21 protein-coding genes are annotated in these 23000 nt (G+C 73.2%); 13 read left to right on the plus strand and 8 right to left on the minus strand.

What is annotated here, in order from left to right; all coding sequences use genetic code 11:
• Entirely contained in the window at window positions 1–1287 is a 1287-nt protein-coding gene (locus J1792_RS24320) for a toll/interleukin-1 receptor domain-containing protein (protein ID WP_086569346.1), read from the plus strand.
• Window positions 1288–1422: 135 nt separating this feature from the next.
• Entirely contained in the window at window positions 1423–3801 is a 2379-nt protein-coding gene (locus J1792_RS24325; protein WP_207248212.1) for a phosphoketolase family protein, read from the plus strand.
• An 18-nt stretch (window positions 3802–3819) separates the two neighbouring features.
• Here the strand turns inward: J1792_RS24325 and J1792_RS24330 are convergent, their stop codons facing one another.
• Entirely contained in the window at window positions 3820–4680 is an 861-nt protein-coding gene (locus J1792_RS24330; RefSeq protein WP_086569342.1) for a universal stress protein, read from the minus strand.
• A gap of 161 nt (window positions 4681–4841) precedes the next feature.
• Here J1792_RS24330 and J1792_RS24335 point away from each other — a divergent pair, with 161 nt between their 5' ends.
• Together J1792_RS24335 and J1792_RS24340 are read left to right on the plus strand one after the other, a co-directional pair.
• Window positions 4842–5498: a HemK2/MTQ2 family protein methyltransferase gene (locus tag J1792_RS24335; RefSeq protein WP_086569341.1), complete on the plus strand. Its 657-nt coding sequence runs from the start codon at window positions 4842–4844 to the stop codon at window positions 5496–5498.
• A gap of 100 nt (window positions 5499–5598) precedes the next feature.
• The gene (locus J1792_RS24340; protein WP_086569339.1) at window positions 5599–5784 is read left to right on the plus strand and encodes a CDGSH iron-sulfur domain-containing protein; all 186 of its coding nucleotides are present in this window, start codon (window positions 5599–5601) and stop codon (window positions 5782–5784) included.
• On the opposite strand, the gene J1792_RS24345 is transcribed toward J1792_RS24340, so the two are convergent.
• The 3 genes from J1792_RS24345 to J1792_RS24355 all read right to left on the minus strand — a co-directional run bounded on the left by J1792_RS24345 (window position 5776) and on the right by J1792_RS24355 (window position 8928).
• Window positions 5776–6756, minus strand: a complete 981-nt coding sequence (locus J1792_RS24345) for an iron-containing redox enzyme family protein (RefSeq protein WP_242705248.1) — start codon at window positions 6754–6756, stop codon at window positions 5776–5778. The two genes, J1792_RS24340 and J1792_RS24345, sit on opposite strands and share 9 nt — an antisense overlap.
• A 2-nt stretch (window positions 6757–6758) precedes the next feature.
• Window positions 6759–8270, minus strand: coding sequence for an FAD-dependent oxidoreductase (locus tag J1792_RS24350; protein WP_207248453.1), 1512 nt, complete (start codon window positions 8268–8270; stop codon window positions 6759–6761).
• A 163-nt stretch (window positions 8271–8433) separates the two neighbouring features.
• Window positions 8434–8928: a metallophosphoesterase family protein gene (locus J1792_RS24355; RefSeq protein ID WP_086569349.1), complete on the minus strand. Its 495-nt coding sequence runs from the start codon at window positions 8926–8928 to the stop codon at window positions 8434–8436.
• Between the two features lie 72 nt (window positions 8929–9000).
• Between J1792_RS24355 and J1792_RS24360 the strand changes: the two genes are divergently transcribed.
• Window positions 9001–10572 carry a phytoene desaturase family protein gene (locus J1792_RS24360; protein ID WP_207248213.1) on the plus strand — a complete coding sequence of 524 codons (1572 nt, stop codon included), beginning with the start codon at window positions 9001–9003 and terminating at the stop codon, window positions 10570–10572.
• Between the two features lie 29 nt (window positions 10573–10601).
• On the opposite strand, the gene J1792_RS24365 is transcribed toward J1792_RS24360, so the two are convergent.
• From J1792_RS24365 to J1792_RS24375, 3 genes are read right to left on the minus strand one after another with little or no spacing between them, the layout of a single operon-like run.
• Complete coding sequence (locus tag J1792_RS24365) at window positions 10602–11099, minus strand: nucleoside deaminase (protein ID WP_086569333.1); 498 nt, start codon at window positions 11097–11099, stop codon at window positions 10602–10604.
• A 27-nt stretch (window positions 11100–11126) separates the two neighbouring features.
• Window positions 11127–11597: a cyanase gene (gene cynS, locus J1792_RS24370; protein WP_086569331.1), complete on the minus strand. Its 471-nt coding sequence runs from the start codon at window positions 11595–11597 to the stop codon at window positions 11127–11129.
• A 58-nt stretch (window positions 11598–11655) separates the two neighbouring features.
• Entirely contained in the window at window positions 11656–12252 is a 597-nt protein-coding gene (locus J1792_RS24375; RefSeq protein ID WP_207248214.1) for a carbonic anhydrase, read from the minus strand.
• Window positions 12253–12374: 122 nt separating this feature from the next.
• Here J1792_RS24375 and cynR point away from each other — a divergent pair, with 122 nt between their 5' ends.
• The 3 genes from cynR (at window position 12375) to J1792_RS34430 (ending at window position 13822) form a co-directional block, all read left to right on the plus strand.
• Entirely contained in the window at window positions 12375–13283 is a 909-nt protein-coding gene (cynR, locus tag J1792_RS24380) for a transcriptional regulator CynR (protein WP_207248215.1), read from the plus strand.
• A gap of 41 nt (window positions 13284–13324) precedes the next feature.
• The gene (locus tag J1792_RS34425) at window positions 13325–13564 is read left to right on the plus strand and encodes a hypothetical protein (RefSeq protein WP_242646579.1); all 240 of its coding nucleotides are present in this window, start codon (window positions 13325–13327) and stop codon (window positions 13562–13564) included.
• A gap of 108 nt (window positions 13565–13672) precedes the next feature.
• A complete protein-coding gene (locus tag J1792_RS34430; RefSeq protein ID WP_242646580.1) occupies window positions 13673–13822 on the plus strand; it encodes a hypothetical protein in 150 nt (49 codons plus the stop codon).
• Between the two features lie 129 nt (window positions 13823–13951).
• Here J1792_RS34430 and J1792_RS24390 read toward each other — a convergent pair whose 3' ends face one another.
• A complete protein-coding gene (locus tag J1792_RS24390) occupies window positions 13952–14611 on the minus strand; it encodes a hypothetical protein (RefSeq protein WP_207248216.1) in 660 nt (219 codons plus the stop codon).
• Window positions 14612–15149: 538 nt separating this feature from the next.
• Between J1792_RS24390 and J1792_RS24395 the strand changes: the two genes are divergently transcribed.
• The 5 genes from J1792_RS24395 to J1792_RS24415 all read left to right on the plus strand — a co-directional run bounded on the left by J1792_RS24395 (window position 15150) and on the right by J1792_RS24415 (window position 22997).
• Window positions 15150–15302 carry an FDLD family class I lanthipeptide gene (locus J1792_RS24395; RefSeq protein ID WP_179198839.1) on the plus strand — a complete coding sequence of 51 codons (153 nt, stop codon included), beginning with the start codon at window positions 15150–15152 and terminating at the stop codon, window positions 15300–15302.
• Window positions 15303–15455: 153 nt separating this feature from the next.
• On the plus strand, window positions 15456–16847 hold the full coding sequence (locus J1792_RS24400) for a lanthionine synthetase C family protein (RefSeq protein ID WP_086568423.1): 1392 nt from the start codon (window positions 15456–15458) through the stop codon (window positions 16845–16847).
• A gap of 95 nt (window positions 16848–16942) precedes the next feature.
• The gene (locus J1792_RS24405; protein WP_207248217.1) at window positions 16943–20191 is read left to right on the plus strand and encodes a lantibiotic dehydratase; all 3249 of its coding nucleotides are present in this window, start codon (window positions 16943–16945) and stop codon (window positions 20189–20191) included.
• Complete coding sequence (locus J1792_RS35455; protein WP_086566508.1) at window positions 20188–22047, plus strand: ABC transporter ATP-binding protein; 1860 nt, start codon at window positions 20188–20190, stop codon at window positions 22045–22047. The genes J1792_RS24405 and J1792_RS35455 overlap by 4 nt, the downstream gene beginning before the upstream one ends.
• Window positions 22044–22997, plus strand: coding sequence for an MsnO8 family LLM class oxidoreductase (locus J1792_RS24415; protein ID WP_086566506.1), 954 nt, complete (start codon window positions 22044–22046; stop codon window positions 22995–22997). Before J1792_RS35455 ends, J1792_RS24415 begins: the two co-directional genes overlap by 4 nt.
• Window positions 22998–23000 lie beyond the last annotated feature (3 nt).

Consider the following 23000-nt stretch of genomic DNA (forward strand, 5'->3'; position numbering starts at 1 on the left):
ATGGCCCTGCCCCGCCCCCGTGTGTTCATCGCCCACAGCTCGAACTGCCCGCCCGAGGACGCCTGTGGGTGCCGCGCGTTCCTCACGGCCACGGAGCTGTACCTGGGCACGTTGGGATGCGTTCCCGTCTACGACAAGGCCTACCTCGCCGGCGGCTGCGAGTGGAGCCCCGAGCTGATGCGCCTGATGGGCTCCTGCCACGGCATGGTCGTCCTGGTGTCCCCGCACGCCCTCGGCTCCCGGCACGTCAGGAACGAGACGCGGATCGCCGAGTTCATGCGGGCGAACAGCGAGGGCTCGTTCGTCCTCCTTCCGGTGCTGCTGCCGGGGGTCCGCAGACCGGACCTCGACGGGAACGGGAGCGAGCTGAAAGAGCTCGGCCTCTCGAAATACGACCTGGTGTACTGGACGGCCGACGCCGGCCCCGGAAAACCCCCCGAGAAGCTGGCAAAGAGCCTGCTGCCGCTGGTGGAGCGGCGCGGATCCCTCCCCCACCCCGAGGTGACGGAGTACGTCGCCTGCCGCATCGCGGGGCTGTCCGACGCCGTCCTGGAACGCACGGCGGAGATCCTCGGCGTCACCACGCTGGCCTACGCCCGGCACCACACGAGCCAGCGCGTCTCCCGAGGCCTGCTGACCGAGCGGCCGCTGGCGGAGTTCGGCGACCCGTGTCTCATGCGCGAGGCCCTCGGCTATTTCCTGGGCCGGCTGGCGGACAGAAGCCACCGCCAGGAGATCGTCGACCTCGTCGTGCCGTACGCGCGCGTCCCGCGTGGGGCCGCCGACCAGCTGCAGGCTTTGTCCAAGGCGGCCCGGGGGCGGGTCGCGCTGTTGGAGTCCCGGTCGGGGCACACGGCCGAGATGTATCTGCGGCGGGCGAGCGAGTCCCCGGACCCCTGGCTGGTGCACAGACCCGTCCCGCGCACGGGGATGCCCTGGGTGGAGAGCATCGTCGGCGACATCCGGGACTTCCTCCACCGGGAACTCTGCTTCGGTGAGCCGTGTGGACCGGCCGAACTGCACAAGGTCCTCGTCCGCCATGAGCGCGAGTCCGGCGGTCCGGTGACCGTCGCCCTGCACGAGCCGGCCGAGGCCCGGCTGCTGCAACGGCTGCCGGAAGAGTTCCCCAGGTTGCTGTTCCTCTTCTCCTCCGCCCAGGTCACGGACGCCCCGCCCGCGCTCGGCAGCCGCAACCGGCTCATATCCCTGACGCCCGGCCAGGAGCGCGACATGCTGGCCACGCACCGCCGCTTCCACGGCGCCCACGCGCCATACGGCCCGGTGTAGGGACCGGCCGCCCGTCGAGGAGCTCGGCCACGTGGCCTGAGAACCCGTGGCGGCGCGCCCATGGGCGGCCCAGGCTGGGACAGAAGACCTGGGACAGAAGACTGGGGAAGGCCCGACCAGCGTTGCGGAGGACTCATGCGGAACGACACGACGACCGGCGGCCCCGGCGAGCGGGAGCGGCAGGCCCTGGACGCGCACTGGCGCGCCGCGAACTACCTGGCCGTCGGACAGATCTATCTGATGGGCAACCCCCTGCTGAGGGAGCCGTTGCGCCCCGAGCACGTCAAACCGAGGCTGCTCGGCCACTGGGGGACGTCGCCGGGGCTGAACCTCGTCCACACCCACCTCAACCGGGTCATCCGCTCCCGTGAGCTTCAGGTCCTGTGCGTCTGGGGCCCGGGGCACGGCGGGCCGGCGGTGCTGGCCAACTCCTGGCTGGACGGGTCGTACTCCGAGACGTACCCCGACGTCGGCCGGGACGCGGCGGGCATGGAGCGGCTGTTCCGGCAGTTCTCCTTCCCCGGGGGCGTGCCCAGCCATGTGGCACCCGAGACGCCGGGCTCGATCCACGAGGGCGGGGAGCTGGGCTACTCCCTCTCCCACGCCTACGGGGCGGCCTTCGACAACCCCGACCTCCTCGTCGCGTGCGTCATCGGCGACGGGGAGGCCGAGACCGGTCCGCTCGCCGCGTCCTGGCACGGAAACAAGTTCCTCGACCCGGTCCACGACGGGGCCGTGCTGCCGATCCTCCACCTCAACGGCTACAAAATCGCCAACCCGGCCGTCCTCGCCCGCATCCCCGAGCCCGAGCTGGACGACCTGCTGCGCGGCTACGGCCACGAACCCCTCCACGTGACCGGCGACGAGCCCATGGCCGTCCACCGGGACATGGCCGCAGCCCTGGACACCGCCCTCGACCGGATCGCCCTGATCCAGCGCACCGCGCGGCAGGAGGGCGTCACCGAACGCCCACGCTGGCCGGTGATCGTGCTGCGCACCCCGAAGGGCTGGACCGGCCCGGCCGAGGTCGACGGCCTGCCCGTCGAGGGCACCTGGCGGTCCCACCAGGTGCCGCTGTCCGGCGTCCGCGACAACCCCGAACACCTGCGGCAGCTCGAGGCGTGGCTGCGCTCGTACCGGCCGGAAGAGCTGTTCGACCAGCAGGGACGGCCCCGGCCCGAGGTGCTGGCCTGCGTGCCCGCCGGCGAGCGCAGGCTCGGCGCGACCCCGCATGCCAACGGCGGTCTGCTCCTGCGCGACCTGCCCCTTCCGGACCTGGAGCGTTTCGCCGTCCCCGTCGACAAGCCCGGGGCCACCCTGCACGAGCCCACCCGCGTCCTGGGCGACCTCCTCGAGAACGTCATGGAGGCGACCACCGATCGCCGGGACTTCCGCCTGGTCGGCCCCGACGAGACCGCCTCCAACCGGCTCCAGGCCGTCTACCGGGCCAGTGGCAAGGCCTGGCAGGCCACGACCGTCACCACCGACGAGCACCTGGACCGGCACGGCCGGGTCATGGAGATCCTCTCCGAGCACACCTGCCAGGGCTGGCTCGAGGGGTACCTCCTCACCGGCCGGCACGGGCTGTTCTCCTGCTACGAGGCCTTCGTCCACATCGTCGACTCCATGGTCAACCAGCACGTCAAATGGCTGCGGGTCAGCCGCCGGCTGCCGTGGCGCCGGCCCATCGCCTCCCTCAACTACCTGCTCACCTCGCACGTATGGCGCCAGGACCACAACGGCTTCTCCCACCAGGACCCCGGCTTCATCGACCACATCCTCAACAAGAGCCCCGAAGCCGTACGGGTCTACCTGCCGCCGGACGCCAACACCCTGCTGTCCGTGGCCGACCACGCCCTGCGCAGCCGCGACTACGTCAACGTCATCGTCGCCGGCAAACAGCCCTGCTTCGACTGGCTGGGCCTGGAGGAGGCCCGGGCGCACTGCGCGCGCGGCGCCGGGATCTGGCCGTGGGCCGGCACCGAGGACGGCACCCGCGATCCCGACGTGGTCCTCGCCTGCGCCGGCGACGTGCCCACCCAGGAGGTGCTCGCGGCCGCGCAGCTCGTCCGCCACCACCTGCCCGAACTGTCCGTGCGCGTCGTCAACGTCGTCGACCTCGCCAGGCTGCTGCCCGCCGGGGAGCACCCGCACGGCATGACCGACCCCGAGTACGACGCGCTGTTCACCCGGGACAGGCCGGTCGTCTTCGCCTACCACGGCTACCCCTGGCTCATCCACCGCCTCGCCTACCGCCGCACCGGCCACGCCAACCTGCACGTGCGCGGCTACAAGGAGATCGGCACCACGACCACCCCGTTCGACATGGTCGTGCGCAACGACCTCGACCGCTACCGCCTCGTCATGGACGTCATCGACCGCGTCCCCGGCCTCGCCGTCCGCGCCGCCGCCGTCCGGCAGGCCATGGAGGACGCCCGCACCCGCCACCACGCCTGGATCCGTGAGCACGGCACGGACCTGCCGGAGGTCGCGGAATGGACGTGGCAGGGCTGACCGAGGAGGTCGGGGGAACTACGGGTGCGGCACCACGGCCACGGGGCAGGAGGCGTGGTGCAGCACCGCGTGGGTGACGTGGCCGACGCGCCGGCGGGCGGTGCGGCGTCCGACGACGAGGAGCCCGGCCCGCCCGCCGGTGGAGAGCAACACCTCTGCCCCGCTGCCCATTTCGACGTGCTCGGCGACCGTCACGTCCGGATACACCTGCCGCCACGGCCGCAGGGCCTCGGCCAGCCGCCGCTTCTCCAGCGGTTCGAGCCCTCCGGCCTCGTCGGCCAGGCGCAGGGATCCGGGGCTCCGGGCGAAGACCGGGGGCAGCGACCAGGCCCGTACGGCCCGAAGGCGCGCGCCCCGCGCCTGCGCGGCCTCGAAGGCGAACTCCAGGACGCGGTCCCCCTCCTCCGTGACGTCGTCGACGCCCACCACCACCTCGTCCGACGCGGGCCCCTCGCCCGCCTCGCCGGGGTCGCGGACGAGCACCACCGGGCTCTCGGCCTGCCGCAGCACGTGCAGGGCGACGGAGCCGACCAGGTACCCGACCAGGGCGCCGTGGCCGCGCGATCCGAGCACGAGCAGGCCGGTCCGCCGCGTCTCGGCGACCAGGGCCGGCACCGCGTCGTCCGGCAGCACATGGGCCGAGACCGGCAGCCCGGGCTCGGCCGCGGTCACCCGGCTCTCCGCCGCCCGCAGCAGGTCGTGCGCCCAGCGCTCCTGCGTCCCCGCGTCCGCCTCGATGGGCAGGTCCAGGGGGTGCCAGGTCCAGGCGTGCACCAGGCGCAGCGCGGCGCCCCGGCGCCGTGCCTCGGCCGCCGCCCATACGGCGGCGGCCAGGCTGTGGTCGGTTCCGTCCACTCCCGCGGTGATCGTGCCGGACATGAGGCCCTCCCGGTGGCGGTACGGACATGCTCGCCGCGGCCCGCCGCCGCGCGCAACCGGGCCGCACTGCCGGGGCGTACTGCCGGGGCCGGGCGCCGTCGGGGCGGGTATTGGCTTCGCCGGCCGGGTTTGACCCGTCGGGAAACGGTCACTCGGGATGGATGTGGTTCCTCAAGCCTCCGGGTGTCTACGCGCCGCAGGAGGACACGTGGATGCTGGAGGCCGCCCTGCGGCGGGAGTGCCTGCCGCCCGGGGCCCGGGTGCTCGACGTCGGGACGGGGACCGGCGCGCTCGCCCTCGCCGCGGCCCGGCAGGGGGCGGCACGGGTCACGGCCGTCGACGTCTCCGTGCGCGCGGTGCTCACCGCCCGCGTCAACGGCCTGCTGGCCCGGCGCCGCATCCGGGCGGTGCGCGGTGACCTGCTGGGGCCGGTCACGGGGCAGCGCTTCGACCTGGTGCTGGTCAACCCGCCGTACATGCCCGCGCCCGCCACCGGGCGCCCGCCCCGGGCGGCCGACCGGCCCCGGGACGCCGGGGAGGACGGGCGGAGGGTGCTCGATCCGCTGTGCGCCCGTGTACCCGCCCTGCTGGAGCCGGCCGGGGTGCTGCTGCTCGTGCACTCCGTGCTGTCCGGGGTGGAGACGACGCTCGCCCGGCTGGCCGAGGGCGGGCTGGACGCGCGGATCACCGACCGCCGGTTCGTTCCCTTCGGCCCGGTCGTCCGTGCGCGCGCCGAGTGGCTGCGCTCGCGCGGTCTGCTCGCGCCCGGTCAGGACAAGGAGGAACTGGTGGTGATCCGTGCCCGGCGCACCTCGTGACGCCCCTGACGCGCGTGACGCACATGACGACCGTGACCACCGTGAGCACGCCGCGCCCGGTCCGCCCGCCCGCCGCGTGTGGCAGGAGCTGGGCGGCCCGATGCTCGTCGAGGGGCCCGTCGAGGTCGTGGGGGACGACGGCACGCTCACGCGTTCCGACCGGCCCGTGGTCGCCCTGTGCACGTGCCGGCTGAGCCGGATCTTCCCGTGGTGCGACACCAGCCATCGAGGTCCCCCGCCGCCACGGGGCGATGGAGAGTTCGGGGACGGGCCTTCCTCAGCGTAGGGGCACGCGCAGCGACGACCGGCCCGCCCGCCAGGCGCCGAGGAGGTGGTCGCCCAGGCGTTCCTCCAGCAGCAGGGTGGCGGCGATCCCGAACACCACGTCGGCCGCCAGACGCGGCTCCTCGCGGAGCAGGCCGCCGACGACCTCGTGGCGTACGAGCTGCTCGTGCACCGCGTCCGCCTCCACGTGCTCGGCGTAGAAGTGGACGGCCGCCGCTCCCCCGCCCAGCCTCTCCAGCGCCTCGATCATCCGCCGGGAGGCGGGCGGGGAGGTGCTCTCGACGACCGCGAAGTGCCCCACGAGGGCGCCGCGCGCGGCCCGGTGGAGGCCGAGGAGCGACATGAGGTTGACGGTGGCCAGGGTCGGGGCCGGGGCCGCGTCCAGGTAGTGGCCGTAGGTGTCGTCGAGGTACAGGTCCCGCATCAGGGCGGCGAAGAGCGTGGCGTGCACCCGCTCGGCGCGGCCGGCCCCGAACTCCTCGTACTCGACGGTGGCCAGGGCGGCCTTCGCCGCGCCGGTCAGCCGCGGGATCATCCAGGCGTGCGGGTCCGCCTCCTTGAGCTGGTAGAGCGAGCGGTGCGCGGCGTACTCGCGCAGCTGCCACAGCTGCCCCTCGTCCCGCAGGAAATGCGTGACGCCGTGGCCGTCGAGCGGTTCGGTCACCAGGTCGCCGAGCGCGGAGTCCACGTCGTCGCCGGGCGGTACGTCCGCGCGCAGGGCGGATCGGAACGCCCGTTCGAGGGCGTGGCGCAGCCGCAGCAGTCCGGGATCCCACTCCCATGTGTCGTCGACCCCGTCGAGGCCCCGGTAGTGGAGCTCGTAGCAGAGGTACAGCGCGAGCTGGAGGTCGTCGCCGTAGGGGTCCGCGCGGCCGGCGACGGCGTCGTCGGGCAGGCGGGCGCCGGGGTCGCGGGCGAGCGCCTCGGCGAGCGCGGCCGTCAGTTCCCCGCGCGGGGCCGGGCGGACCGCCACCGTCACTCCTCCGGGACGTCGCGGACGTCCCGCACGTCCAGGGGCCGGGTCGCCGGCCCTTGGAGGACCGTGCCGTCGACGGCGAACCGCGAGCCGTGGCAGGGGCACTCCCAGGTCCGCTCGGCGGCGTTGAAGGCCACCAGGCAGCCCAGGTGGGTGCAGCGCGCGGAGACCGCGCGCAGGGTGCCGTCGTCCTCCCGGTGGACGGCGCAGCGCCTGCCGCCCAGGCGGACGATGGCACCGCCGCCGGGCGGGATGTCCGCGGCCGAGTCCGCGTGGGTCGTGGGCAGCCGGTCGCCGACGAAGTGGCGTCCGACGGACGCCTGGTGCCGGAGGAAGGCGGGCGCCTCGCGCACCGTGCTCCACAGCCGCCGCGGGTCGTACAGCCCGGCCCACGGCGGGACGTACCGCCCGACGATGAGTTCCGTCAGCAGCCGCCCGGCCATCACGCCGCCGCTCATGCCCCAGCCGCCGAAGCCGGTGGCGACGTAGGTGTGCTCGGCGCCCGGGTGGAAGGGCCCGACGAGCGGCACCGTGTCGGTGGGGTCGTTGTCCTGGGCCGCCCAGTGGTGGACGAACTCGGCGCGCGGGAAGTGCTCGGCCGCGAAGGCGGCGAGCCGGGCGTAGCGTTCGGCGACGCCGCCCTCGCCGGGGGTGAAGTGCTCGCCCGTGACGATCAGCAGCCGCCGCTCCTCGTCGTAGGGGGCCGTGCGCACCGACCGCGTCCGGTCCTCGTCGGTGATGTACATCCCGGCCGGGTCGTCCCCGGCGGGGATCACGGCGGCGATCGCCAGCTCGCGGCGCGGGGAGAGCCTAGTGAACAGCAGGGCCCGGTCGAAGACGGGGTAGTGGGTGGCCACGACGACCTCGCGGGCGGTGACCACGGCGCCGTTCTCGGTCGTCAGCCGGCACGGCGTGCCCTCGGTCAGCCCGGTGACCCGGGTGCGTTCGAAGAGGCGCCCACCGCGCTCGCGCAGGTCGTCCGCGAGCGCGAGCAGGTACTTGCGCGGGTGGAACTGCGCCTGGTCCTCGACGCGTACGGCGCCCGCGACCGGGAAGGGCAGCCCGGTCTCCTCGGTGTACGAGGCGTCCAGCCCGGCCCCACGGGCCGCCTCGGCCTCCGCCTCGACGGCCGCCCGCCGCGCCGGGTCGGTGACGTAGACGAAGGCGGGCGCCCGCTCCAGCTCGCAGTCCACGCGCAGCACGGCGGCGACCTCGACGACCCGTTCGACCGCCTCCCGCTGGGACCGCGCGTACAGCCGTGCGCCCTCCTCGCCGCGGGTGCGGCGCAGCTTGTCGTAGACGAAGGTGTGCAGCGCGGAGAGCTTGGCGGTGGTGTACCCGCTGACCCCGGCGGCGAGGCGGTCGGCCTCCAGGACGGCCACCGAGCGGCCGGCGTCGATCAGCTCCCAGGCGGTGCTCAGGCCCGCGACACCGCCGCCGACGACGGCGACGTCCACGTCGAGGTCGGAGGTCAGCGGCTCGGCGCGGGGGGCCGCCGCCACCGTGGCCATCCAGTACGACTCGGCGCTGCCGGGAGGCTCGGGGACGGGGTCCGGGGGTGCGTCCGGGCCGGGAGTGCGTGACATGACCGTCCGGGTTCCCCCGATGCCGCGTCCGAAGCACAACGCTCCGGCGACGCGTCCGTCCGGGTGGCGCCCGCCGCCCGCGGGCGGCTCAGCCGAGGCGGTGCAGCGTGACGTCGGCGAGCCGCCCCTCGCTCACCTCGGCCGTCATGTACGTGTGGTGCGGCTGGCGCCGCCGGTCGGTGGGGGAACCGGGGTTCAGCAGCCGCGGCCCGCCGGGAGCCGTGGTGTCCCACGGAATGTGGCTGTGGCCGAAGACCAGCACGTCCACCCCGGGGAACCGCTCGGCGCACCGCTTCTCGCGCCCCCGGGCCGGGCCGGTCCCGTGGACGACGGCGAACCGCAGCCCGCCGATGTCGGCGAAAGCGACCTCGGGCAGCCGGGCGCGCAGTCCGGGGCCGTCGTTGTTGCCGTACACGCCGACGAGCCGTCGCGCGTGCGAGGCGAGGAGGTCGAGGGTGGCCACGTCCACCCAGTCCCCCGCGTGGATCACCACGTCCGCACGCGCCGCCTCCGCCAGGAGCTCCCCGGGAAGCGTGCGGGCGCGCCGGGGCACATGGGTGTCCGACGTCAGCAGCAGCCGCATGGCGGTCACCCTAGCCTTCGGCTGGCGCACCGCCCTGGAACCGTGCCACCATCCTCTATGAGCCGGTATGACGTGGTTGTCGTCGGTAGCGGTCACAACGCACTGGTCACGGCGGCGTATCTGGCCCGCGCGGGATGGGGCGTCCTCGTCCTCGAGGGCAACGACCGTCCCGGCGGCCTCGTCCGCACCGAGGAGCTCACCGTGCCGGGGTTCCGGCACGACGTGTACTCCTCGGCGCACCCCCTGTTCACCTCCGGCCCCGCCTACGCCGAACTCGGCCCGGAGCTGGCCGGGTTCGGGCTGACGTACCGCGACTCCCGCTACGCCATCGGGGTGTCGACGCCCGGCTCGGGGTCCGCGGTGTTCTCCACGGACGCCGCCGAGAACGTGGCGGAGGCCGATCGCCTGGCCCCGGGCGACGGCGCCGCCCTCACCGCTCTGCTGACGGACTTCGCGCCGTACGCCGGGCCGGTGTTCGCGCTGTTCGCCGCGGACCTCACCAGCCCGGAGTCGGGGCGGGTCATCCACGACCTGATGCACGAGGACGGCCACTACTCGACGTTCGCCCGGGACTTCCTCCGTACGTCCCGGGACCTGCTCGAGCACCGTTTCGCCTCGCCCGTGCTGCACGGGATGCTCGCGCCGTGGGCGCTGCACCTGGGACGTGGGCCCGACGAGGTCAACAGCGCCTTCTGGACGCTGCTGGTGCTGATCGCGGTGACCACGGCCGGCATGCCCACGCCGGAGGGCGGCAGCGAACGGCTCGCCCACGCGCTGACGGCCCTGATCGAGCGGCACGGCGGCCGGGTCACGACCGGACGGTGGGTGGAGCGGATCCTGGTCCGCGACGGCCGCGCGGTGGCCGTGCGCACGGCGGACGGGGACGTCGCCGAGGCCCGGCGGGCCGTCGTCGCCTCGGTGAATCCCGACCGGCTGTACCTGAAGCTGCTCGCGCACGAGGACGGCGCGGTCCCGCCGGCGATCCGGCGGCAGGCGGGCGAGTACCGCTACGGACGCGGCTGCGTCCAACTGCACCTGGCCCTGTCCGAGCCGCCCGTGTTCGAGGACGAGCGGCTGGCCCGCACCGGGCAGTCGCACCTCACGCCGGGCCTCGACGCGCTGTCCCGTTCGGTGGGCGAGGCGACCCGGGGCCTGCTTCCCGCGACACCGACGATCTCCTTCGACACGCCGTCCGCCGCCGACCCGACGCGCTGCCCGGCGGGCGCGGCCGTGGCCCGGCTGCAGATGCTGGACGTGCCGCTGCGGCTGCGCGGGGATGCCGCCGGGGAGATCGACACCCGCGACGGATGGACCGAGGAGGTGAAGAACGCCTTCGCGGACAGGGTGATCGCACTCGCCGCCCGCCACGCGCCGAACCTGCCCGCGGCCGTCATCGGCCGGCACGTGCTCGCACCGCCCGACCTCGCCCGCTTCAACCCCAACTGCGGTCCGGGCGACCCCTACGGCGGCAGCCACGAACTGGCCCAGAGCTACCTGCTGCGCCCCCTGCCCGGCCAGGCGTCGCACCGGACCGTCGTACCGAACCTCTACATGGTCGGCGCGGCCACCTGGCCGGGACACGGCGTCAACGGCGCCTCCGGCCACATCGTCGCCAAGGAGCTGCTGTCGCCGGGGAGCGGGTGAGGAGCGTCTGAGGAGTCAGGCCGTGGGGATCAGGCGGTGGGGGCGCCCGCCACGCGGCGCTCGCCGCCGTTGAGCTCCTGCCAGAACCGGTAGACGTCGACCGCGGCCTCGCGCGCTTCGTGACGCATGGGCAGGCGGCGCTCGGCGGGGTCCTTGGCGAACTCGCCGTAGAAGGAGTCCAGCTCGAAGTACTTGCGGTCGTCCACGTAGTGCGGCTCGTAGGAGTCGCGGGTGGTGAGGAAGACGACCTCGTCGGGGCTGCAGTAGTACAGCGAGCCCAGGCACATCGGGCACGGGTGGGCGAGGACGTAGATGGTGGTGCCCGTCAGGTGCTCGGTGCCCAGCTTCACGCACGCCTCGCGGATGGCGAGGATCTCGGCGTGCGCGGTCGGGTCGTTGGTCTGCGCGACCCTGTTGGGGGATTCGGCGAGGATCTCGCCGTCCTTGACGATGACGGTCGCGAACGGCCGGCCGCCCTCCTCGACGTTGCGGCGGGCGAGGTCGATGGTGCGCTGTACGAAGTCCATGGGGTTCCTCTCGCGTGGATCGGCCGGTCAGAAGGGCTTGGTCGGCAGGTACTTGCCGTCCAGGGTGATGACGGCGCGCTCGCCGCCCTCGGGGTCGGCGACCTTCTTCACGTCCAGCTTGAAGTTGATCGCGCTGATGATGCCGTCGCCGAACTGCTCGTGGACCAGGGCCTTGAGGGTGGTGCCGTAGACCTGGAGCATCTCGTAGAAGCGGTAGATGGTCGGGTCGGTCGGGATGCCGCCGGGGATGGAACCGCGGGTCGGGATGGTCCGCAGCGTCGTCGCGGCGTCGTCGTCCAGGCCCAGGAGCTCGGCGACGGCCTTGGCCGAGGCCTCGGGCAGCGGGTGCTGGCCGAGCACGGCGGCGGTGACGAAGGCGACCGACAGGCCCGCGGCGTCGGCGATCTGCTGCCAGGACAGGTCCTTGCGCACCTTGGCCTCGACGGCCTCGATGGCCAGGGCCTGACGGGCGGCGGGGTCGAACTGGGCGTGCGTCATGGGAGGGGTTTCCTTTCGGAGAGGGGCGGGAGGTGGGGGTGGGGGTGGAGCGCGGCGGTCAGGCCGCGAGGTGGGCCGGACGGCCGGTGGGGTCGAGCTCATCGACGGCGCCGGAGGCGATGTCGTAGACCCAGCCGCGCAGGGTGACCGCGCCCGCGGCCAGGGCGCGGGCCACCGAGGGGTGGGTGGCCAGGTTCGCCAGCTGGGCGCGTACGTTCTCGCGGACCAGGGCGGCCACGTCCGGCGCTTCGGCGGCGGTACGGGCGACGGAGGCGTCCGCGAAGCGGAGCCAGCCGGCGATCGCGGGCGCGGTGCTCAGGTCGTGGCTCTCGGCGAGGGCGGTCATCGCCCCGCACGCGGAGTGCCCGCAGACCACGATGTCGGTGACGCCCAGGACGGCGACGGCGTACTCGATGCTCGCCGCGATCCCGTCCGGACCGGGCGTGTAGGCGGGGACGAGGTTGCCGGCCGTACGGACGACGAACAGCTCGCCGGGCTCGCTCTGGGTGATCAGTTCCGGCACCACGCGGGCGTCGGAGCAGCCGATGAACAGCGTCGTCGGCCGGTGGGTGGTGGCCAGGCGGGCGAAGAGCTCCGCCTTGGCGGGGTGGACGTCCCGCTGGAAACGCGCGACGCCGTCGGTGAGGTCGTGCATGGTCACTCCTTCCGTGACTGCCGGCCCGTGGGGCTGACGTGTTCCACCATGCATGACCTGGACCTATAGCGTCCAAGAGCCAATACCCATGACTCCCATAGACCACACCTATACTTCTCCCCATGGCCCTGGAACTCCGCCACCTGCGCTACCTGCTCGCCGTCGCCGACCACGCGAACTTCACGCGCGCCGCCGAGGAGCTGCACATCTCCCAGCCCACGCTGTCCCAGCAGATCAAGCAGCTCGAGCGCACCGTCGGCGCCCAGCTCCTCGACCGCACCGGCCGCACCGTACGGCTCACCGACGCCGGCGAGACGTACGCGCAGCACGCCCGCCGCGCCCTGCGCGACCTGGCGGCCGCCGAACGCGCCGTCGTCGACCTGGCCGATCTCTCCCGCGGCCACCTGCGCCTGGCCCTGACCCCCACCTTCACCGCCTACCTCATCGGCCCCCTCACCGCCGAACTCCACGCCCGGCACCCGGGGATCACCCTGGAGGTCAGGGAGACGACCCAGGACCGCGTCGAAGCCGGACTGCTGGCCGACGACTTCGACCTCGGCATCGCCTTCCACGGCCCCCACGCGCCCGGCATCGCCGCGACCGGCCTGTTCACCGAGACCCTCGGCCTCGTCACCGGAGCCCACCGGCCCGGCACGGACCGGCAGGACCCGCTACCCGTCCAGGACCTCGCCGAGCGTCACCTCGCCCTGCTCAGCGGCGACTTCGCCACCCGCGGCCACATCGACGCCTACTTCGCGGCCCACGGCGTCCGGCCGCACATCGCCGTGGAGGCCAACTCCATCCAGGCCCTCACCGAAATCGTCCGCCGCACCCCGCTGGCCACCGTCCTGCCCGACGCCATCACCGACGACCACCCCCACCTGAGCCCCGTCCCCCTGGACCCACCCCTGCCCACACGCACCGTCACCCTCCTACGGCGCGAAGGCGCCTACCAGAGCGCCGCCACGCGCGCCTTCACCCGCCTCCTCCAGCACCTCGTACACACCCGCGGCTACGTCCCTCCGGCCTGAACCACCGATCACATGATCACGCCGGACTAGGCTGGGCACCCGTGACGACCCACGACCAGCCCCATGCCGCGGCACAGCCCCTCCCCGGCGGGAACGTCAGCGCCGGCGTCGTCCGGATCGGCGACACCGTCCGCCGTCCGGCCGGCCCCTGGACACCGGCGGTGCACGCGCTGGACGGGTGGACCTTCATCGACTGGGACACGGCCGGCCCCGCCTCCCGCCTCTGGGACGTCGCCTACGCCGTGCACGGCTTCATCCCCCTGTCCGCCGACCCCACCTAGCAACGCACCGACACACCGGACCGGCTACGGCTCTTCGCCGACGCCTACGGACTCGACGAGCCCGAACGGCGCCGACTGGTACCCCTGCTGAGCCGCCGCACACGCTCCATGCACGACTTCCTACCCGACCAGGCTGCCCAAGGCCACCAGCCCTGGTCCACCCTCTGGACCGAAGGCCACGGCGACACCTGGCGCGACGACACCGAATACATCGAACGGCGCGAGGAAGCATGGACGCGGGCCCTGCTCTCCGACTGAGGCCAGATCCGACGTTTCCCTCGTACAAGGTGATCGCAGGGTGGTACACCTGTTTCTCAAGCCAACCGCCGGCGGCCAAGGTCAAGCGCTGCGCGACGGGACGAACCGACGCTCCCTCCCAAGCCCCGATCAATCGGCCGACAGAAGGTCCGTTTCTCCAGAAGCGATGAGAATCCACCCACTGGCCGCGGGAAACCCCAGCTCACGGCGTGGTGGTCCCCGCGCCTGCGGGGCTCGCTGCGCTGGCCGATGACGATATCGGACGCCCTCGTACGGCAGCGCGACCGCAGGTGTCCTGCTCCACCGCACCGGCGTGCATCTCGGCATCGGCGCCCTGCCGCCGTGCTTGCCCGGACCGAGGGCGTACTCCGGGTCCCCGTCGGTCGCCGTGTCCGCTTCACCGGCACCGATCCGCGTCCAACGGGCGAGGTCCTGCTCGCTGCCGGGGTCGGTGAGGTTGCGCGCCTCGGCCTCCTTGGCCAGTTCTTCCACCCAGCGCGCCTGCCAGGACTCGGGGAAGGACAGCACGGCCTCCTCGCTCCGAGCGGCGTCGATCAACGCGGTGCGCACGTCGTCCGGGATCGCCTTCTCGGCGAACGGGTAGCGGCTGGTGTGCCGCTGCCGGACCGCCGGCTCCAGCAGCCTCAGCCCGGCGTCCTCACCGTCATCGGACGGTCTCGTGCGCACCAGGGCCGGCAAGGAGGCGTCCTCCGGCTCGGGCAGGAGCGCGACATCGGCGTGGAAGCCGGCCTCGGCAAGAGCGACCCGCAGGTTGAACAGGCGGCGCACCCGATACGCAAGGCGCGGCCGTCGGGGTCGGAGTGCGCCATGCTCCGATCGGCGTCGGCGTACAACCGCATGGAAGGGGCGGTCACCGCCGCAACCAGCTCGTCCACGCGGGCACGGAATTCCTCCCCTGTTTACGCAGCGATCACATGACTCATTCCGGCCGGGTCACCGCCGGACGAAAGACCCGTAGTGCACCGATCGAGCCAGTCCATTCTCCGGTGATCACCGCAAACCGCACAAAGCCCTCAACATCCACCGCACCGGCGGAAGATGGACGCCCCACGACGCCCCTCAACCACCGGATGATACGGAAACCAGCCATCCTGCGTCCGGATCAAACCATTCCACTAGAAGTTGATCAGCAACTTTCGTGATCTTGTTAACTGCGCCACATCTCTCATGGCCGAAACGGTGCGTCAAAACCGGCCATCGCATTCGAACTGCGTGCTAGAACTCTCCTACAGCCGCTCCCATGCACGGAATTCAGTGGAGCCCGGCCGGGGGAGCGGGAATTCATGAATTCACAGTGGAGGTAAAGATGGAGCAGGATTTCGATCTCGATGTTCGCGTGGCCGTTGCCCCGGTCCAGGACACCGCTCAGGGTTTCGCGAGCATCGGCAGCACCTGCTGGTCCTGCAACAACGCTTCCTGCGGTTGCCCCATCACGATCGGCTACCCGACGGTCTGCTGATCGCCTGATCGCCTGACGGGCGTGCGCCCGTAGGGGGGAAGGTCCCGGTGCCATCCGGCGCCGGGGGCTTCCCGGGAAACGGCCGGCAGTCGGCCTCGGTGCGTCGTTCGGGGAGCGGCGCCGGGAATTGTGGTGAATCGGGGGAAGTTCGCGGTGGCGGTGCAGGAAGTGCAGGAATTCGGGGTGCGGGAATTCGGTACGAGGACCGCCGAGGTGGCCCGCGCCATGGCCGACCGGCTGGCGGCGTTCGCCGGTGCGGCGGCGGAGACGGAGCGGGAGACGGCGCGGGAATCGGGGCCGAAGGCGGAGCGGACGGCCGCAGGCCACGCGTCCGCGGCGCACGGGTCGAGCCTCGCCGACGGCTATCCCGGGATCGCGCTGGCGTTGCTGCACGCCGGCAAGGCGCTGGAGGAGCCGAAACTCCTCGACGCGGCGCAGGCGCTGCTCCGCCGTGCCGCGCAGGCCACCGCCGAGGAGCCGCTGGCCGGGGCCGGGCTCTACGCGGGCACCGCGGGTTTCGCGTCCGTTCTGCTCGACTTCGCGGTGTACGACCGCCGTTACCTGCCGTCCCTGCACCGGATCGCCGACCGGCTCGGCGAACAGATCCTGGCCGCGCCGCGTCTTGAGCCCGGTGCGGGGCTGCCCGTCTCCGACTTCGACGTCATCTCGGGCGCGGCCGGTCAGCTGGCCGCGGCGGTCCGGCTCTGCACGGTCCTGGAGTCCTCGCCCGGCGACCCGATCCGTGTCGCGGCCGAGCGGCTGACGGAGTATCTCCTGCGGGTGACCGAGCCGGACGACCGGCGGCGGTTCGGCTGGTTCACCTCGTCGGACTACTACCCGGCGTATCCGGGGTACGAGGAGCAGGCCCCGTACGGGATGTACAACCTGGGCTTCGCGCACGGCCTGCCGGGCATCGTCTCGGCCCTGTGCACCGTGGCCGCCGCCGGAATCGGCGGCTCGGGCCCGGCCGAACGCCTGGCGCAGACCACGGCCTGGCTGGTCGAAAATCAGCTCAAAGACGAGGTGCCCGGCGCCGCCTGGCCGAACCTCCTGCGGGCCGAGGAGGGAACCGGGTTGCCCGTGGCCCCGCTCGGCCAGCACTCCGCGCGCGCCGCCTGGTGCTACGGCGCTCCGGGGATCGGCATCGCCCTGCTGAGCGCCTCCAAGGTCCTCGGCGACACCGGCCTCGAGGCGACCGCGGTCGGCGCCCTGCAGCGGGTGGCGGACTGGGCGCCGGCCGAGCGGAACATCTTCTCGCCCAGCCTCTGTCACGGCCACGCCGGACTGCTGGCGGTCTATCAGCGGGCCCACGCGGTCACGGGTTCGGCCTCCTTCCGGGCCATGGCCGAGGACTCGCTGTCGACCGTGCTGTCACTGGCGGACGAGGCCCGTCCCTACGTGGTGACCGACGAGCCCCGACGTGGCGAGCTCGTCGACGACCCGGGATTCCTCAACGGCTCGGCCGGTGTGCTGCTCGCGCTCTGCGGGGCTCTCGCACCGCAAGCGACGACATGGGACGAGGTCTTCTTCCTCACCCCGGCCTGACCGCCTGACCTGTCCGTGACGGCCCGGCGGCAGCGGCGGATAGCGAACCGCCGTATCTCGTAAAAGCGTTGCCCCAGCACAGCTAAGGAACGATCGTGACCCGTCGGAACGCCGAGTTCGGCGACCGCAAGTCCGGGACAGACCGCAGAGACCGCACCTACGTCGCGCGGGACTTCTTCCTGCTCCGCGCGCCGGGCCTGCCGACCCGGGGGATGACGAACCTGCTGGCCGCCAACGCGGAGTCGGCCGGCGCGGACCCGGAGGGGTGGGAGGCCCGCTATCTGCGGGGTCTGCTGGACCTGTGGGCGAAGCCCGGGGTCCGCTCGGCGATCTCGCTGGCGGCTCCGGACCTGGCCCGCGCCGTGGAGGGCGTCGACGGCCTCTCGGCCCGGGACCGGCGACGCGCGATGATGAGCCTCGGCCGGTATCTGAACCGGATGAGCATGCGGCCGACTCCGCTGGCCACGGTGGCGGGCGTGGCGGTGGGCGCGTTTCAGGAATCGCCCGCGGCCGCCTCGCCCACCCCAACCAATGCCCCTCCCGCCCCCCGGCTCGGCGTGCCTGCGATCGTCGACGCCGTGGCCAGGCCGGACATGGGCTGGGTGCTGCACCTGTTCAAGTCGGTCACCGACGCCCCGCGGGCCCGGCCCGAACTGGAGCTGCGCACCAACGACCTGATCCACCGCAGCCGGGGCCGGGCCTGGCTGTCCACGGCCGACGCCTACGGCGAGGGGTCGCGACGCTCGGCGTCGGTCCGCTGGTCCCCGGCGGTCCGGCTCGTACTGGAGTCGGCCCGTACGCCGAAGACCTTCGGTGCGTTGCGCGACGAGCTGGTGCAGCGGTATCCGGCGGTCCCGTCGGAGAAGGTGACCGCGCTCCTGGACCAGCTGGTCGAGCTGGACTTCCTGATCACCGCGCACCGGCCGGTCCTGCTGGAGGATTCGGAACAGCCGCCGCTGTCGGCCCAGTTGGCGACCGTCCGCGACGGCGACGCGATCGCCGCGCTGGCGTCCGTCGAGGCGGCGGTGGCCGCTTTCAACACCACCGGCGACGTGACCGCCCTGGAGGCGCTCCAGGAGGAGATCGCCCCGGCGGCGCGGCAGGTGAGCGAGGGCTACAACGGGCCCCTGCTGCGGGTCGACGCCCGGCTGAACGTCCCCACCCCGCCCGTCCTGCCGGCCGAGGTCCAGAAGCTGGCGGAGGACGCCGCCGAGATCCTGACCGCCGTGGGCGACGTGTACCGGTACCCGTTGCGGCTGCGCGACTACGCGACGGCGTTCACCGAGCGCTATGGCGCTCAGGCCGAGGTCCCGGTCCTGGAGGTGCTGTCCGAGGAGACCGGGCTGGGCCCGCCGGCAAGTTATCTGAATCCGTCGCGTTCCTTCGAGTTGCTGCCGACGACCACGAGCGACCGGAGCAGGGAGGACCGGGACGCGGTCCTGCACCGGCTCGCCGCCGACGCGATCAGCCGCGGCAGTCTGGAGGTGGTCCTCGACGAGCGGTGGACCGCCGAGCTGCGGCAGTACGACGACCGGCCGCTGAGGCCCGCGATCGACGTCCACCTGCAGCTGACGCCGCCGACGGCCGCGGGGTCGGGGTGGCGCGGGGTGGTCACGGCGGTGGCGTACGGCGGCCGGACGTTCGCCCGGTTCCACGACGTGCTGGGCGAGGAGGGGCGCCGGGGTCTGGCGGAGCTGGCCGAGGCGGAGGCCGCGCTGCTGCCCGGGGTGGCGGTGGTGGAGCTGACCTGCCTGCCGGAGAAGGCCCGGGCCACGAACGTCGCGGTCCGTCCGGCGGTCCGCGCGCTGGAGCTGCCGCTCAACGTGGCGCCCGGGCTGCCCGCCGACCAGGTGATCGCGCTCGAGGACGTGGTCGTGGGCGTGCGCGAGGGACGGCTGTACCTGCACAGCCCGGACCTCGGGTGCGACCTGCACGTCACCCAGCACACCATGCTCAACCCGCTGATGGCGCCGAACGTCGGCCGCTTCCTGCTCGACGTCTCCGCGGCGGCCTTCCGCGAGGTCTCGCCGTTCGACTGGGGCTCCCTGTCGGCGAGCATGCCGTTCCTGCCCCGGGTCGTCCGGGACGACCTGGTGCTCAGGCGCGCGCGCTGGCTGCTGAGCGCCTCCGGGCTGCCGGCCGGCTGCACGGGCTCGCCGGCTGCCTTCGCCACGGCCGTCGCGGCCTGGCGCGAGCAGTGGAACGTACCGCGCCGCACCGTCCTCACCCAGGGCGACAACACCATCGTCCTCGACCTGGAGAGCGCCCCCTCGCTGGAGGAACTGCGGCTGGCCGCCGCCCGGGACGCGGACTTCGTCCTGCGGATCGAGGAGGCGCTGCCCGGTCCGGAAGAGGGCTTCCTGCGGGACGAGGCCGACGCGCCCTTCGCCGCCGAGGTCGTGGTGCCCGTACTGCGCGGAGGGCAGGCGCCGGCGCCCCGGGCGGCGGCCGTCGCCCGGCGGCCGGTCACCGACGCCGAGCGGCTGCGCCCGGTCGGCGGGCCGTGGGTCTACGCCAAGCTCTACGCGGAGCACGACGCGCAGGACGCCCTCCTGGTCGGGGAGGTGACGGCGCTGGCACGCTCTCTGGCGGACCGAGGCCTGGCGGGGCACCCCTTCTACCTGCGGTACGGCGACCCCGCCCCACATCTGCGGTTGCGCTTCCGGGCCGCCGATCCGGCGCGTGCCGCCGAGCTGCTGGGCGAGGTGGCGACGTGGGCCCACGGCCTGGTCGTCGAGGGCCGGATCATCGACGTCTCCTTCGAGACGTACCGTCGCGAGATAGAACGCTATGGCGGACCCGACCTGATCGACGCGGCCGAGGAACTGTTCCGCCGGGACAGCGCCGCGACCCTGGCCCTGCTGCGGCACCTCGCCGCGCCCTCGCCGGCGGGCGGGGTCCCGCTGGGGAAGGCCGCGCTCACCGTGCTCAGCCTCGAGGCCGTCGGCCGGGTGCTGGTGCCCGACTTCGCCGAACGGCACGACCTGGTACGGACGATGGCCGGCCCGCAGGCCGGTGGTACGGAGTACCGGGCCGTCGCGCGCCGGCTGTGGCAGGGGTACACGGCGCCCGGCGCCGAGGCCGCGGTGCTGGGGCAGGTCGGCGCGGCCTGGCAGGACGCCGGGACCGCGTACGCCGCCCGGGTCGCCGAGCTCGTGGCTGCCGGCGCCCTCTGGTCGGACCGGAGGGACATCCTGCGCAGCCTGTTCCACATGCACAGCAACCGGATGGGCCTGCGGCGCGAGCAGGAGGACGCCGCGTACGGCATGTGGCGGCGGCTGCTCGACCGCGTCGCCGTGGCCGACCGGATCGCCGTCGCCGAGGATGCGGGGCGGTCCCGGTGAACCCTCGCTCCCTGCTCCGGCGGCTTACGGCCGCGCCCCGACCGGGCCTGCTCGTACTGCGCCAGTCCTGGCGCGGTGACCGTGCCGGAACCGCGCAGGTGATCGTGATCTCGCTGCTCGTCGGCATCCTGCCGGCCGGTCAGGTCACCCTCACGGCGGCCTTCGCGACGGCTCTGCTGCGCGCGGCGGGCAGCCCGCACCCGCAGCTCCGGGGCGTTCTGTTCTACCTGGTCCTGCTGGCCGCGCTGGGCCTCGGTTCGCAGCTGCTGATCCTGCTGCAGAACCGGGCCATGCAGCGCTGTCAGAGCAGGCTGTCGGCCCATCTGTCGGAGGAGATCATCAGCCGGGCGAGCCGGTTCACGCTCTCCCAGGTGGAGGACCCGAAGATCCAGGACTCGCTGCAACGGGCCGTCCGGGAGGTGGGCTTCCGTCCGGGCATGATGCTCTCCCAACTGGTGCAGACGACCACCCAGATGGTCGCCTTCGGCTCGGTCGGGGTGATCCTATGGACCCTGGACTTCCGGGTGGCGCTGCTGGCCATGCTCGCCCCGGTCCCGACGGTGGTCGCGCAGATCCTGCAGGGCAAGCGGGCCCACGCGCTGGAGCACGGGCGCTCCGAGGAACGGCGCCGGCTCGCCTACTGGCAGCACCTGGCCTCCCAGCCGAACTCGATGAAGGAGGTGCTGGCCTTCCGGCTGTCCCCGGTGGTCCTCAGCAACCACCGGCGACTGCTGGCGGGCATCGTCGGCGCGGACCTGCGGCTGGCCAACCGGAACCTCCGCCTCTCCATCCCGATGGTGATCCTGACCGCGGCGCTGACGATCTCCGCGCAGGCCGTCGCGATCCTCGGCGGCACCGACGCCCGGCACGTGGCGGGCCTGCTGGCGGTCATCCAGGCGATCGGCATGCTGCAGAGCAGCGCGCAGATCCTCTACGGCGCCGTGTCCGGCATGTACGTCAACCAGCTCTACCTCCGCAACGTGAACGACTTCCTCGCCATCGAGCACACACCGCTCCCCCAGGGCGAGCTGACGTTCCCGCAGAGGATCAGTAAGGGCATCGAGTTCCGCGACGTGTCGTTCAGCTACCCCGGCAGCGCACGGCCCGCCCTGGAGAACGTCTCGTTCACCCTGAAGCCCGGCCAGGTGACGGCCGTCGTCGGCCTGAACGGCGCGGGGAAGTCCACCCTCGGCAAGCTTCTCGGCCGTCTCTACGAGCCGACCGAGGGCTCGATCCTCGTCGACGGCGTCCCGCTCGCCGGCCACCGGCTGGACAGTCTGCGCGACCGCGTCTCGTACGTCTTCCAGAACTACGTCGAGTACCAGCTCTCGGTCGGCGAGAACATCTCGCTCGGCCTGGAGCACGAGGCCGGGCGGGAACACGCCGCCGGGCGGAAAACCGACCGGGTCGAGGCCGCGGCCCGCGAGGTGGGGATGCACGAGCACATCGCCTCCCTCCCCCAGGGCTACGGCACCCAGGCCGGGAAGCTGTTCACCGGCGGCGTGGAGTTCTCCGGCGGCCAGTGGCAGCGACTGGCCATCGCCCGGGGCATGGTGCGCTCGGCCTGCGTACGGGTCATGGACGAGCCGACCGCCGCGCTCGACACGATCACCGAGGCCGAACTGCTCGACACCCTGACCACCGCCACCTCCGGCCGGGTCTCGCTGCTGATCGCCCACCGCTTCTCGTCCGTGCTGCGCGCCGACCGGGTGCTGGTCTTCGACCGCGGCCGCCTCGTCGAGGACGGCGACCACCACGAGCTCATGCGACTCGGCGGTCTCTACGCGCGCATGTACGAGGCACAGACCGCCGGCCACGCACCCACGGCGGGAGCCGGGACGGGAGCCCGAGGATGAAACTCACCGCGTTCGACCAGGTCCTGGTCTACGGCGCCACCGGCCCTGCCGGGGCCGCCCGCGAGTCGGTCCGGCTGGCCGTGGCGGCCGAGCGCCTGGGGTACGACCGGTTCTGGATCGCCGAGCACCACGGCGCGACCAGCGGCTGCGGCTCGCCCGAGATACTGGTGGCCGCCGCCGCGGCGGAGACCGCCACCATCCGGGTGGGCACCGCCTCGGTCCTCCTCCCCCACTACGCGCCCCTGAAGGTGGCGACCACCTTCAACCTGCTGGAACGGCTCTTCCCCGGGCGGATCGACCTCGGCATCGGCCGCGGCCCCGGCGCGGGCGAGGCGGTCGTCCGCCGGCTCGCGCGACCCGACGAGGCCCCCTACCCCGAGAAGGTCGAGCGCCTCCTGGCCCACCTCACCGCCGGGACGGACCTGCTGCCCTACTCCACCCCGCCCCAGCTGTGGCTCACCGGCGCCGGCCCCGGCGGCGCGCTGCTCGCCGCCCACCACGGACTGCCGTTCTGCCTCGCGCAGTTCGCCCACGGCACCCCACGGCCGGACATCGTCGACCTGTACCGCGACAACTTCCGCCCGGGCCCGCTCGGCGAGTCCCCCCGCGTCAGCATCGCCGCCCGCGTGGCCTGCGCGGACGACCCACGGGACGTCCGGCTCCTGCGCTCCCTCCTCGCCCTGGCCGCCGCCCCGACGAACCGCCGGACCCTTCCGTCCTGGGACGAGCTCCACGCCATGGGCTCCACCGTGCCCTCACCGGGCGCGGGTACGGACACGGACGGCATGTCCGTACTCGCCGGAGTCCCCACGGAGGTGGCCGAGAAACTCGCCGCCCTGATCGCCGCCTACTCCCCCGACGAACTCGCCTTCACCACCGTCTGCCCCGACTTCGACCTGCGGGTCCGCACCTTCGAGCTGCTCCGCGCCATGCTCCCGGCCGTCCCCTGAACA

This window comes from Streptomyces triculaminicus, from assembly GCF_017349075.1.
Taxonomy (GTDB): domain Bacteria; phylum Actinomycetota; class Actinomycetes; order Streptomycetales; family Streptomycetaceae; genus Streptomyces; species Streptomyces triculaminicus.